A 12,645-nucleotide genomic window follows, 5' to 3' on the forward strand; every position below is an offset into this window, starting at 1 on the left:
TTTATATGCCTCTACTTTCTTATTTGTAAATAAGCACGAATCATAAAGTAACTCACTTCATTCGGAAGCTGTTCTTTAATAGATTTCAGACCACCATCTGCATTTTGAACGGCAGTTTCAATAAGAGATTCATACTCTGCTGGAACAAAGCTTTTCCAATCTACTTCCATTCTATCCTCATAGCAGCGAATTAAATGGTTTTCGATTGTTTGTCTTGATAAGTTACGTTCTTTTGCAATCTCATTCAAATCAATACCTTGTTTATACATTTCATACGTTTCTAAATGAGAATTTGCGGACGCTTTTCCTGACTTTTTACGCTCTGAAACTACTTCTGTCTTAATCGTTTCAGCATAATTTGGATTTTCCTCAATAAAATGCTGAACTGCTTGTAAGAAGTGCGAGCCATATTTCACAAGTTTGTGTTCTCCGATACCTTTTACCGTCAACAATTCGGAATCACTTTGCGGCATTTTCACACACATATCTTTCAATGTTTGGTCAGAGAAAATAACGAACGGAGGTACACCTTCTCCTTGTGCAATTTCTTTACGTACTTCACGAAGCACTTCAAATAAAGGATGGTCTTGAACAATTTGTCTTGTCTCTACTCGTTCTTTTCGTAAAACATTCTCTTTACCAAGTAATACTTCTTTCCCTTTTTCAGTTACTTTTAACGTCGGATAAGTGCCATGCTCAACTGCAATTAACTCATCTGAAATTAAAAACTCAATAAACTCACTGACCTCTTTTACACTACGGTTCGATAAAAGCCCATACGTTGGTAAAGTATGAAAATTAAATTCAATAACTTTCTTATTCTTCGACCCAGTTAATACTTGCGCTATCATTTGCTTTCCAAAGCGTTGGTTCGTTCTAATCATGCATGATAAAACCATTTGTGATTCTCTTGTCACATCGATGCTCTCGCGATTGTCTGTACAATTACCACAGCGTCCACAATCTTCTTTCGGTTCTTCTCCAAAGTATTGCAAAATAAATGATTGTAAACATTGTTCTGTATGACAGTAATCGGTCATATTTTGCAATTTTTCAAGTTCATTTGAAAAACGTGATTCTCCAGTTGATTGATCAATTAAAAAACGCTGTACTTGTACATCTTGAGAAGAATATAACAATATACATGTACTATCTAATCCGTCACGACCAGCACGTCCTGCTTCTTGATAGTAACTTTCCATATTTTTTGGAAGCTGATAATGAATTACGTAACGAATATTCGATTTATCAATACCCATCCCGAATGCAGATGTTGCTACCATTACACTTACTTCATCTCGTAAAAAGAGTTCTTGTTGCTCATTTCGATCACTATCACTCATACCAGCATGATATTTTGATACAGAAACACCTGCCTTCATCAAATCTTCATATAACTGATCGACTACTTTTCTAGTAGCTGCATATATAATCCCGGATTCCTTTTGATTTTGACGAATATAATCCGCCAAATATGCATTTCGATCTTGCCCTTTAATGACAGAAAACGATAAGTTCTCACGCTCAAACGTTGTCATAATTGTATTTTCTTGATTAATTTCAAGTGTGTTACAAATATCATCACGTACTTGCGGTGTTGCTGTTGCTGTTAATGCTAATACGAGCGGCTTTTCTGGAAGATAATCTAATATGCGATGTATATGTAAATAACTTGGACGGAAATCATGTCCCCACTGTGAAATACAGTGTGCTTCATCAATCGCAATCATAGGGATTTTCATATCGATAAGTTGATCAACAAACTCCATCGAATCAAGACGCTCAGGCGCCACATAAAGTAACTTGTAATGTCCTTGTTTCGCTAATTGAATTCGCTGATTTGCTTCTGCAATAGATATAGAACTATTAATATATGTAGCTGAAATGCCATTCTGTACCAATGTATCTACTTGATCCTTCATAAGTGATATTAGAGGCGATATAACCAACGTCGTTCCTTCAAATACTAATGCCGGAATTTGATAACAAATCGACTTACCGCCACCCGTTGGCATAATACAAACCGTATCTTTCCCATCTAGTACATTTTTAATTGTTTCATCTTGTCCTCTTCGAAACGAAGAATAACCAAAGTAGGACGCTAAAAGTTCTTGTGCTTTAGTAAACAAAAAAGAGTCACCCGCTTTTCTTTATCTTTCATCTACTTCTATTATATCAATCACTTATGCGACTTGAAAGGGATGATTAGATGCTTATTGTTTTTTCATTATTCTATGTTTCTTCACTTATTTAATATGAATTAGCATCATTATTTTATATGTTTTACAACATTTATAACGTAAATCCAGTACACAAGAAGAAAGAGTTTCAATTTAAATGTTCATTTTATTTCCCTTTCTTGAATACTACTAATCGTATACATATAAATTCAGGAGGTTACTATATGAAACATCGTAATATGAGTTCCATCAAGGCAAAAACGAAAACACAAAAACTCCAATTCTCTAATAATGATGCGTGGAAATATGAATCATACTATAAGTACCAGCCATTATTCTCTTATAAAAAGCTTTTTAATTTTCTTTCTCAACTTTTTAGACGTTAATATATGTGCAAAAAACATATCATTCACAGAATTTTTCTCAATATTAAATGTATAGACTTACTACAATTCAGTTGTTACCATATATAATAATCTGTTGGATAAACCCCTTAAGTTGACCTGCTTATATTAGCAGGTCTTTTTCATGATTACATACTTCTGTGTACCTCGATCTCACTTCCAAGTCTTTTCTCCATTTTATAACCATATTTAGATCCCAACAATTAATGATAATCATAAATTGTTGGGATTTAAATTGTTCACATATAATTATGCAATTCTTCTTTCTCAATACACAAAACACATTTTACTTGTTACTATAAAAGTACTCCAGATGAGTTTTTTGCTCATCGACATTATCTAGTTATTGGGGCCTGCCGCGGGAAGCAGGTCCCTTTGACTGTATGAAGGTCCCAATTTCATTTGGACACATTTACCAGGTTTTTTCAAAAGAATTTTATGATAACATTACGTAGTCGAGTCCGACATCTCGGCAATACCCTTTTGAGGGTCTGCAACTTCCCTTACAGACCCTCTTTTACTTTATATTCAATTTATTCATATATACCACAACACCATTCATTGAATTTCTCCATTTCAAATTCCCTAAAAATAATCTAGGACACGTAACTAAAAATAAATCTTCATCATACTTTGAGTTATACATGTTCAAAGGAGTGTTACTATTTATGTATTCTTATTGGCAATCGTATTACTCCCCCTACCATAACCCTTATGTAAACTATGATTTATCCGTACGGAACTACCGAATTAGTAAAAATGAGAATTTTTTAAAAGGGTATATGCGTTCTTTATGGGAACAACACGTCGCTTGGACGAGATTGGCTATTATAAGTATAGTATTTAATTTACCAGATGTTAATGTTACTGTTGGACGACTTCTACAAAACGCAACACATATGGGACTATCACTTGAACCATTTTACGGTGAGGATGCAGTGAAAAAATATAGTGCATTAATTAAAGATCACTTAGTAATTGCAGCGGATCTTGTTAAAGCCGCAAAAGCTGGTAATCAAAATGCAGCGGCCGCTATAGAGAAAAAATGGTACGCTAATGGTGACGCAATTATTGAATTCCTTAACAGAATCAACCCATATATAGATAAAGAAGAATTTAGAAAAATGTTTTATGAACATTTAGCACTAACGAAAGCAGAAGCACTTGCCTTCCTAAATAAAGATTATGAAGCAGGAGTAAAACTTTACGATAAAATTGAAAAAGAAGCATTAGAAATGGCTGACATGATAACAAACGCAATCGTAAAACAATTCCCGCAAGTATTTCAATAAAGTGAAACTTTAATCAGTGAGGGGTTTGTTCATCCCCCACTGATTATCAGCTCTCACCAATCGGCTTATTTAGTTTTTTCTCCATGATATTTCACCTCTCCTCTTTACATTTAGCTTATATCGATATATTTTATTAATATCCGTTTTTTATAGGAGGAAATAGTTTGATTAACGCGATTGGTCTCGTTTTTATACTTACAAATAAACACGAGAAAAAAAAGAAAGTTTACTTAAATGAAAAATTTGCACTAATAGATATTATTGATTCTAAAGAAGTATTTGATGATGAAGGGAATCCTTTAGTAGAACTAACATGTAAATACAGTATATATTTAGATGAAAAATATTACTGTAAATCTCTCGATGATTATACCGGACAAGTCTTTCCTTTCTTAAGTGCAAAAATAGGAAAAGGTCTTCTAAGAAACTTAAACTATTACTTTTCTTACGTTGATGCCTATGATAAGAAACCACCAGTTAAAGAAATAAGACCACTTATGAAACAAGTAACTAACAGATAGCCAAAAATACCAAAAAAAGAAAGCATCTAACCCTGGATGTTTTCTTTTTTATTAAAAACTCATTAACTTTCATCCTCTTCTAAAAGTATGTATCCAAGCATATTTTAAATTAAAAACATTGGAGGATTAGAGTGAATGAAATACTCAGAAACAATTATAAGCAAACGACTTCGAATACTTAAAATGACGGGTATGTTTTTCATGCTAGTGTTAATAGCATGGATTGGCTATACAAAATTACTTTATGAAAACGGCTTTCTTCAAGAAAAAAAGAATTCAGTAGAAGTAATGAACACTAGCATTACAGGAGAAATAGAGCAGCTTTTTCATATAAACTTGCAAGGTTATCGAAAAACAAGCCTTGATGCTGTTATAGAAGCCAGTAAAACCGATCCAAGTGAACTATCCTTAATTGAACTAGTCAACAAATCCTGCTCGCGAGATTGCATAGGTGAACCAGTTACATATGTAAACTCAAACAATGGATATATCTTTTATAAGGAATCTAATGGAACTAATGTAGCTATAACGGTTAAAAAGAAAGACACATGGGTAATTGTAAAGAAATCTGTTCAAGATGGAATATAATCACCCAAAAAAAGAGTACGCATCGTACTCTTTTTTATTATTAATACCCTTCCTCTTCATGCCTACAATGGCATTTCGCTTTTGTTTTACAATGACATTTTTTACACTCACACTTCGGTTTCTCTTTGCAACAACACTCGTGAAAATCATTGCGCTTACATCTACATCTCCCAAACATTAAATCATCCCAAAATTTATTACAATCTTGAAAATGTCCACAATGACAAGTATTTCTCATAAATATGCTTCCTCCTTGATAGAATTCATCATATTCTATGTTTGAAAGTATACAAAGGCTTGTTTATTAGTCTATTTTCTCCATATTATAAGTAGAGTTAAAAGATTAAATAAAAATAAAAACCGTCACATGACGGCTCTTATTTTTGCAAACTACTCTTTTGTATAAAAATATTTAATTCCTTTCATATCTAACCAAGCAGTTGCTTTGTCCAGTTCGTTCCCTTGACGATAATCTGTTTCGAAATACACAAGCCCTTGGTTATCTCCACGAGATATTATTTTAGAAGTATATCCAAGCTTATCCATCATTTGAATCATGTCAGAAATTAAATTTACACCAAATTCATAAGTAACTACTTTGCTATATTTATTCACTATAATTCCAACCCCTTCTTGTTTTTTTATCGGCTCAACAATTTGATTTGTAAACCAAGCTAACGGCTTATTTCCAATCAGCTTATTTAAATCACACTTGCCGATACCAGCCACATTGCCTGTCTCTGTGTATTGCCAAATATCACATGGATACGCCGGTTTGTTACCACCATAACGAGGAATCCATACAAAATCACAATTGACATTTTCCATTCCAAATGGAGTATACATATGATGAGCAATATATAAACCGACTTTCTTAGCTCCTAATCTGCGTAATTCATCAATAAAAGCTTGTGCACCCGCTCTCATATCGTTCATTGTTCTTACTTCTACGTCAGCTACCCAAACTGTTGCATTTTTATCACCACGGTTCCAAAAGTCTCTTGCTTCTATCCGTGCATCCTCTACTGAAACGAAACGACAGAACGCATAATTACCAAACGGAATATTCCTTGCTTTCATTGCTTGTACATAATTTTTATATAAAGGATCTACATAGTTTGAACCATCTTGCACACGTGCAATTACGAAATCTAATTGTGGTGCTGCGATATCCCAGTTAATGTCGCCATTCCATTTCGAAATATCTACAATATAACCCATTATTTAACATCTCCTTTTTCATTATTATATTCAAAGCTTGTTTTTTTGTTATTATCAACTAATAAATAGTATGAGAGGTATTATATTATTGGGTAATAATTTAAAATTCGGCTTATGTATTGAGAAAACAAAATATTATTACGGGTTTAATAAGTAAAGATTTACAAAACTCTAAACTATATAAAGTGAAACGATAATTAGTAGGAGGCTACGAGCAGTGTAATTCCCACCTAATTTCTTAGCTTCATCCGAATTTTGAGGTAAGAATTTTACTTCCCGCAAATAGCTTGATAAATAAAACCACCTTTCTGACAGGTGGTTTTGTGTACTAATTTACATATAAATTGTCCATATTTTTATAGTTACTTAATATACTTGTTAACTAAAAATAAGACAATTTTTAGTTTTTAATCAAACCAATTTTCGTTTTATCTCACGTACTCATAGTACCATTTACGTGCATCTAACCAAGCTGTAAATTTATCGATATTCCCGGACGGATAGCCATTCGTTATAGCATAACCAATGCCATCTTTTTGAACGACAATTTGTCCATCAATACCCGCATCAACCATAGCTTGAGCCAAATCTTGTAAATTACTAAATGCTACACCACCAGTTTTTACTTTGAGCAAATCCGCTGCACCTCCTCCAGTTTGTCCTGTAAGAGCAAATACAACAGAATTAGCGATTTTATCAACATTCCATTTTGCCATATCAGATTCATTGTCAATAAATCCTAATTCTATAAGAATAGCAGGTGCTTTCGTCCCATTTAATACCGCTAAATCTGTACGCTGTTTCGCACCTCGATCACGCCATCCAATATCTTTTGCTAGTTGAGCTGAGATTTTAGCCGCCAAATCTTTCTGATCATAATACAAAACCTCAACACCCTGTCCATTTCCATCACTTGCATTAAGATGAAAAGAAATAACTAAATCCACAGCATGGGAATTGCTATTCCGAATGATATTATTTAAATTTTGTGATTGAGTTGCCCCTACCTCGTCCGTATCGTCATAAACCGTGTGTCCTAGGGATCTTAACTTAGCCGCCACAGCATCTTTAACTTGCCTATCTAAAACGTGTTCTTTCCGATTCCCAAAATTAGCACCTTGAACAATACTATTGTGTCCTCCGTGCAAACTATATCTGGCCATTATTTATCAACATCTCCTTTCTTAATATCCTATTCAAAACTTGTCTTATTGCTATTCCCACTTACAATTTTAACTGTACCCATATGTCCTACATTTTCTAGAAGTGAAGCAATTTGTTTTCGATATAAAAAAGCTATCGCTTCATAAATCGAATGATTTATTCTCTAAATTACTTTTACATGAATGACGACACGAACAAAAAAGCATCACCCTTTCGGCGATGCCTAAAAACTCTATTTTACTTTTCAGCTCCCTAAATAAATAGAGTTTAAAATCACTGAAACTACACCTATATTTCCTCCCCTTCCTTCACAGCTTCTTTCAACCTCTGCAACATATATCCAATCCCTTTACACCCCTCTAGCGGATATGTAATCATTTCTTCTGGATATAACTTTGTCACTACTTTTTTATGCTTCTTCCCTGCTAGTAAGACGATTTCGTCAAACTGTAATAAACTTTTATCTACCATCTGTTTTTGTAATTGCTCTATATTTATTACCTCATCGCTTTTTGAATCAAATGCAAGATCATAGTTTTCTAATACAATATCATTTGGTCTTAAAAATCCATGTTTCGCCGATAATATAACCCAGTTTTCGAAAAACATAGTTGCGTACGCCTGACATGCTTTTCCGAACGGACTAATATACACATCTTTTGCTTCCATCGGTCCGTAGTCTGAATGTTTATCCCAAATTTTCTTTTTTCCACATGGAATTATACATATCCTTTTCATATATATTTCTACTCCCTTTACTTTGGTAAATAAAATTCGTTATTTTGTACATTTTTCTCTCAAAATACTATATAATAATTCTGAAAAGTTTAAATTACACATTTTACCATGTATGTACTATGGATCACTCTCATTGCAAATATTATAATACCATAAAAATTTTTGCATTTTTTTCTTCAAATTTTTATAATTAAATTGAAATATTATGATTTATAAATTAAATTAGGAAGGAGGTCCATAAAAATGAAAAATATTATCCCTGCACTATTAGTCTATTTTATTGTTTGCGTTATTTCCGTTATCATCCCAGCATCTGAAGGCTATAATTATGTCGGCTGGAAGTTATTTGTTGGGCAAGTGTATGCGATACCTATTTTCTTCATTACTGCTATAATTACATTTTATATAAACAAGAAAAAATCTTACGAATAAACGATTATAAGGATAGCTAACGCTATCCTTATTTTAATTCGTTAATCAAATTTAGAATAACCCTTGCAGTACTTTATATCCTTTCTTCTAAAAAATCAAACGCAACATCTGTATTTCAGCGTTTAAATGCAGTTCCACCGAAATCCAGCTCTCTAATTCTGAAACAGATGCAATATTTTTTCGAAAAACCCCTGTAATTTACTTTTCAATACTTCCATATCATTAAGCATATACAATGCAACTGTTTAAAAGTTAAAAATTTCTGCTTATTATAAATAAAAAAGGACAAGTAGCCAATCTGACTACTTGTCCTTACTGTTCATCTGTACGCAATACGATTAAGCTTGGAATGCTTCTGTTAATACTGGTACGATTTGTTTTTTACGAGATACAACACCTTTTAAAGTAGCTGTGTTGTTTTCTAGTGATACGTTGTATGCTTTCTCAACAACGTTTGCTGCTTTACCGATCGCAAGACCGACAGAATCATTAGTTAAGATATCAGTTACAACGAATAAGAATAGGTCTAAACCTTTTTCTTCTACTACTGCAGAGATTACTTTTTCAAGTTCCGCTTGGTGTACAAGAACGTCGTTTGTATCAACAGCGTTTACTTGTGCGATTTCAACTTTCGCATTACCCATTTGGAATTCTTTAGCGTCAAGAGAGATTAATTGCTCCATTGTTTTTCCGCTTAAGTCAGCACCAGCTTTTAACATTTCTAAGCCGTAGTTATCTGCATCTACACCAGCGATTTGCGCTAATTCACGAGCAGCTGCTACGTCTTGTTCTGTGCAAGTTGGAGATTTGAATAGTAAAGAATCTGAAATGATTGCAGATAACATTAAACCTGCAACTTCTTTACGAATTGTTACGCCATTTTCTTTGTACATTTTGTTTAAGATTGTAGCTGTACAGCCAACTGGCTCACAACGATAGTATATAGGATCGCTTGTTTCAAAGTTAGCAATACGGTGATGGTCAATAACTTCTAACACACGAACTGATTCGATATCGTTAGCACTTTGTTGACGCTCGTTATGGTCAACTAAAATAACGTTGTCCACTTCGCTTGCTACTGTCTCAACAAAACGCGGTCCTTCTACTTTAAAATAGTCTAACGCAAATTGAGTTTCACCGCTGATTTCGCCTAAACGTACAGGCTCAGCATTCATTCCTAATTCTTTTTTCAATTCTGCATAAGCAATTGCAGAACAAATTGCATCTGTATCTGGGTTTTTATGCCCGAAAACTAGTACTTTTTCCATGTTTTCCACCTCTTCATGAAAAGGATATCTTAAAGAAGCAAATATGACAATATTTAAAGCATATTTTTTTATAAATAATTGCACTTTCTTCTATATTTTTCATCATTTTCATAAAAAAAATCATCTAAAATGAATTAGATGATCGAAATGTATGTTTCAATTAAAATAGTGTAGGAGCTTGCACTACATTGTTAAAAGCGAAATTTGAGGATAAGCCATTATTCAAAAGGTTTACATCTATAACTTGATAAAACGCATTTCCAGTGTCTGCAATTTCCCAAACAGCTAAAATAAGATGGTATCCACTACGGTCAGTTGGTACATTTGCTTCGTGCGTTACTGTTGTCCCTGGTCTAGCTCCACCGTCATTTTTCACATAGAATGGCACTAAATCTAAATCTGATCGCGTTAAAGGTTTATTTGGATTCCAACCTTTTTTCGTAATATAATATTTCCACTCTTTTGTACTATGAGGAGCCGTTAGTTTCCACTTGAATGTATTCGTCCCGCCATTTAACGTAACTTTCTTCCACCTATCTACAGTTTGAACATCTAAAGCGGGAAAATGACCAGCCCCTGCAATTTGTCCATCAGAAGGTCCTAGTTGCGGAAATCCACCTATCCCTTCTACGCTTTGTGGTTCATATTGAATCGGTCCACAATTTACATTTACCCCTTGCTTACATAAATAAGATCGGCTCGCTGGTGATTCTACATATCCATGAGCTGAAGCCTTTTCTGAAAATCCAAATGTTAATAATCCCGTAAGTAATACTCCACCACTTAAAATAACTTTCTTCATCTTTTGTAAACTATTCTTTTTCATACTTTCATCCCCTTCCGATAATAAAGCGAAAATAACTATAGTTGGCTAGTCATCTTCTCTACATTTATTATAAGACGAGAATCATTACTAAAAGAACCCTCTAAAAAATTTCTCAAATTCATTTAGTGCGTTAATTAGATTATAATTAACTATTTTAACACCGCCAGAAAAATATAGACGGTGTTAAAAATAGTCGTTTATTATTCACTTACTAATAATTAAGCACTCTCCCCGTTTGATTATACCTTAAATGTTTTTATAATAAATAATCGTAGCATCTAACTTACCATTCGGGGAAATTGCATACCCTGGTATTGTTCCAACTTCTTGGTAGTCTAGTGATTTGTACAGTTTATTGGAAGGATCTCCTTCTCTAGTATCTAATACTAAAAGTGACCTGTTTTCTTGCTTTGCTCGTTCCTCTGCTTTTTGCATAAGCGATCGTCCAATACCGTTACGTCTAAAGTTTGGATGAGTCATTAATTTGCAAATCTCGGCTCTATGAATTCCGTTAGGCTTAGTAACTAATTGTAATTGAATACTCCCTGCTACTTCGTTGTTTATTTTAGCCACATACAATATCACTTCTGGCGCTAATACTGTTTGCCAATACTTTGTTGCGTCTTTTTGTTCCAGTGGAGGCAAAAAACCAATTGATGCCCCATCGTTTACAACCATTTTCAAAAGTTTCGAAAGTTCTTCCATATCATTTTCTAGTTGCTTTATTTCTTCAATTACTAAATTTCGCATTACTTTTCCCCCTTTTGTTTCATTGTAACAATTTTTAAAGAAGGAATAATGAAATAATAAGATGAATTTATAGAAAGATATGACTTTTTGTGAAAGGATAACGATATGAAATATATATTAGATAGAACGTACGCAAAAGAATTACTCGAATGGGCATATGAACAAAACCCGGGCCCTTGGTTTGAACATTCACTACATGTTGCTCATGCAACTGAAAACATAATTATAGAACTTATTAAAAATGGGTATAACCTAGATGCTGACATAGCATATAACGCTGCCCTTTTGCATGATATCGGAAGATACAAAGGTTTTACCAAATCGGTCATTCATTCCTATGATGGTTATATGTATATGAATGATTTAGGGTATACAGGAAACGCTGTTATTTGTGTGACACACTCATTCCCATGCAAAAATGAACATATAGATATCGCAGCGGAATGGAGTCTCGTTCCTGACCATATGAGAAGCCGGTTAGTTGAAATATTAAATGAACATTGTAACTACGACTTATACAATAAAGTAATTACTCTTTGTGACGCTCTTGCTGATGCGGGTGGCTTTACTACGCTGGAAAGAAGATTAATTTCTGTTGGTTTGCGTCATGGTACAACATCTCATACATCTTTACATTGGAAAGGGTTTTATGCGATTAAGAAAGAATTAGAAGCTTTAATCGGTAAGAGTATATACACAGTTCTTCCTGATGTAGAAAAATCTATTTATGAAGATATAGAATATTAAATTGAATACAAATTTAATTTCAAATAAAAAACGTTTTAAACATAAAGTTTAAAACGTTTTTTATTCAATGCTTTTGATTTTTCAGTTCTGTTAAACACTCTTGCACTAAAGTTACCGCTTGACTCATCGCAGCTCCGCCAGCAAATGCTGCTGAAACACCACATGCTTCCAGAATCTCTTTATCTGAACATCCTTGATCAAGACAACCTTTTGTATGATAAATTGTACAATACTCATCTTGCGTTGCTAAACTAATTCCTAATGCAATAAGTTGCTTTTCTCTTTTTGTTAAAGCACCCTCTTGAAAACAAGCTTGCGTGAACGCATTATATGTCTCAGCGATTTCAGGAATTTGATTTGTAAAACTACCTATACCTTCTTTATAATGATGTAGAATATCATTTATCGAACTATGTTGCTCATGTTCCATCTTATTCCCTCCAGTCATATTATCCATACCTATTGTAGTATGTGATGAAATGGAGGCAATATACCTTCTTTTAAATTAAGAATT

14 protein-coding genes are annotated in these 12,645 nt (G+C 33.6%); 5 read left to right on the top strand and 9 right to left on the bottom strand.

The genetic code is table 11. The features are described 5' to 3' along the window. Positions 1–11: 11 nt before the first annotated feature. Positions 12–2,129: a DNA helicase RecQ gene (recQ, locus tag ACUL40_RS06080; RefSeq protein WP_445422884.1), complete on the bottom strand. Its 2,118-nt coding sequence runs from the start codon at positions 2,127–2,129 to the stop codon at positions 12–14. Between the two features lie 1,123 nt (positions 2,130–3,252). Between recQ and ACUL40_RS06085 the strand changes: the two genes are divergently transcribed. The 3 genes from ACUL40_RS06085 to ACUL40_RS06095 all read left to right on the top strand — a co-directional run bounded on the left by ACUL40_RS06085 (position 3,253) and on the right by ACUL40_RS06095 (position 4,985). Then, the gene (locus ACUL40_RS06085) at positions 3,253–3,876 is read left to right on the top strand and encodes a hypothetical protein (RefSeq protein ID WP_000287725.1); all 624 of its coding nucleotides are present in this window, start codon (positions 3,253–3,255) and stop codon (positions 3,874–3,876) included. Positions 3,877–4,040: 164 nt separating this feature from the next. After that, positions 4,041–4,397 carry a hypothetical protein gene (locus ACUL40_RS06090; protein ID WP_000606231.1) on the top strand — a complete coding sequence of 119 codons (357 nt, stop codon included), beginning with the start codon at positions 4,041–4,043 and terminating at the stop codon, positions 4,395–4,397. Between the two features lie 135 nt (positions 4,398–4,532). Beyond that, entirely contained in the window at positions 4,533–4,985 is a 453-nt protein-coding gene (locus tag ACUL40_RS06095) for a hypothetical protein (protein ID WP_000877572.1), read from the top strand. On the opposite strand, the gene ACUL40_RS06100 is transcribed toward ACUL40_RS06095, so the two are convergent. The 4 genes from ACUL40_RS06100 to ACUL40_RS06115 all read right to left on the bottom strand — a co-directional run bounded on the left by ACUL40_RS06100 (position 4,986) and on the right by ACUL40_RS06115 (position 8,108). Continuing rightward, positions 4,986–5,159, bottom strand: coding sequence for a hypothetical protein (locus tag ACUL40_RS06100; RefSeq protein ID WP_000503011.1), 174 nt, complete (start codon positions 5,157–5,159; stop codon positions 4,986–4,988). 216 nt (positions 5,160–5,375) lie between these two features. Beyond that, positions 5,376–6,206, bottom strand: coding sequence for a GH25 family lysozyme (locus ACUL40_RS06105; protein WP_078188085.1), 831 nt, complete (start codon positions 6,204–6,206; stop codon positions 5,376–5,378). Positions 6,207–6,634: 428 nt separating this feature from the next. After that, complete coding sequence (locus ACUL40_RS06110; RefSeq protein WP_000135291.1) at positions 6,635–7,369, bottom strand: N-acetylmuramoyl-L-alanine amidase; 735 nt, start codon at positions 7,367–7,369, stop codon at positions 6,635–6,637. Positions 7,370–7,658: 289 nt separating this feature from the next. Further along, entirely contained in the window at positions 7,659–8,108 is a 450-nt protein-coding gene (locus ACUL40_RS06115) for a DUF6884 domain-containing protein (RefSeq protein ID WP_000820903.1), read from the bottom strand. Positions 8,109–8,351: 243 nt separating this feature from the next. Here ACUL40_RS06115 and ACUL40_RS06120 point away from each other — a divergent pair, with 243 nt between their 5' ends. Continuing rightward, on the top strand, positions 8,352–8,540 hold the full coding sequence (locus ACUL40_RS06120) for a DUF4017 family protein (RefSeq protein WP_000789485.1): 189 nt from the start codon (positions 8,352–8,354) through the stop codon (positions 8,538–8,540). A gap of 338 nt (positions 8,541–8,878) precedes the next feature. Here ACUL40_RS06120 and ppaC read toward each other — a convergent pair whose 3' ends face one another. From ppaC to ACUL40_RS06135, 3 genes are all read right to left on the bottom strand, one after another. Next, positions 8,879–9,808 carry a manganese-dependent inorganic pyrophosphatase gene (gene ppaC, locus ACUL40_RS06125; RefSeq protein ID WP_000416873.1) on the bottom strand — a complete coding sequence of 310 codons (930 nt, stop codon included), beginning with the start codon at positions 9,806–9,808 and terminating at the stop codon, positions 8,879–8,881. A gap of 160 nt (positions 9,809–9,968) precedes the next feature. Further along, positions 9,969–10,634, bottom strand: coding sequence for a lytic polysaccharide monooxygenase (locus ACUL40_RS06130; RefSeq protein WP_000742279.1), 666 nt, complete (start codon positions 10,632–10,634; stop codon positions 9,969–9,971). A 246-nt stretch (positions 10,635–10,880) separates the two neighbouring features. Next, positions 10,881–11,384: a GNAT family N-acetyltransferase gene (locus ACUL40_RS06135; RefSeq protein WP_078385980.1), complete on the bottom strand. Its 504-nt coding sequence runs from the start codon at positions 11,382–11,384 to the stop codon at positions 10,881–10,883. A gap of 105 nt (positions 11,385–11,489) precedes the next feature. Between ACUL40_RS06135 and ACUL40_RS06140 the strand changes: the two genes are divergently transcribed. Further along, positions 11,490–12,131 carry an HD domain-containing protein gene (locus tag ACUL40_RS06140; protein WP_000875112.1) on the top strand — a complete coding sequence of 214 codons (642 nt, stop codon included), beginning with the start codon at positions 11,490–11,492 and terminating at the stop codon, positions 12,129–12,131. Positions 12,132–12,195: 64 nt separating this feature from the next. On the opposite strand, the gene ACUL40_RS06145 is transcribed toward ACUL40_RS06140, so the two are convergent. After that, positions 12,196–12,588: a carboxymuconolactone decarboxylase family protein gene (locus ACUL40_RS06145; protein ID WP_001999958.1), complete on the bottom strand. Its 393-nt coding sequence runs from the start codon at positions 12,586–12,588 to the stop codon at positions 12,196–12,198. Positions 12,589–12,645: the final 57 nt, after the last annotated feature.

It is taken from the genome of Bacillus sp. KNSH39 (assembly GCF_052656585.1).

Excerpts from the sequence above, each read along its gene's own strand:
- ACUL40_RS06120 (WP_000789485.1), top strand. The coding sequence starts at position 8,352 with ATGAAAAATATTATCCCTGCACTATTAGTCTATTTTATTGTTTGCGTT.
- ACUL40_RS06105 (WP_078188085.1), bottom strand. The coding sequence starts at position 6,206 with ATGGGTTATATTGTAGATATTTCGAAATGGAATGGCGACATTAACTGG.
- ACUL40_RS06140 (WP_000875112.1), top strand. The coding sequence starts at position 11,490 with ATGAAATATATATTAGATAGAACGTACGCAAAAGAATTACTCGAATGG.
- ACUL40_RS06115 (WP_000820903.1), bottom strand. The coding sequence starts at position 8,108 with ATGAAAAGGATATGTATAATTCCATGTGGAAAAAAGAAAATTTGGGAT.
- ACUL40_RS06110 (WP_000135291.1), bottom strand. The coding sequence starts at position 7,369 with ATGGCCAGATATAGTTTGCACGGAGGACACAATAGTATTGTTCAAGGT.
- ACUL40_RS06135 (WP_078385980.1), bottom strand. The coding sequence starts at position 11,384 with ATGCGAAATTTAGTAATTGAAGAAATAAAGCAACTAGAAAATGATATG.
- ACUL40_RS06145 (WP_001999958.1), bottom strand. The coding sequence starts at position 12,588 with ATGGATAATATGACTGGAGGGAATAAGATGGAACATGAGCAACATAGT.
- ACUL40_RS06130 (WP_000742279.1), bottom strand. The coding sequence starts at position 10,634 with ATGAAAAAGAATAGTTTACAAAAGATGAAGAAAGTTATTTTAAGTGGT.
- ACUL40_RS06085 (WP_000287725.1), top strand. The coding sequence starts at position 3,253 with ATGTATTCTTATTGGCAATCGTATTACTCCCCCTACCATAACCCTTAT.
- ACUL40_RS06095 (WP_000877572.1), top strand. The coding sequence starts at position 4,533 with ATGAAATACTCAGAAACAATTATAAGCAAACGACTTCGAATACTTAAA.
- ppaC (WP_000416873.1), bottom strand. The coding sequence starts at position 9,808 with ATGGAAAAAGTACTAGTTTTCGGGCATAAAAACCCAGATACAGATGCA.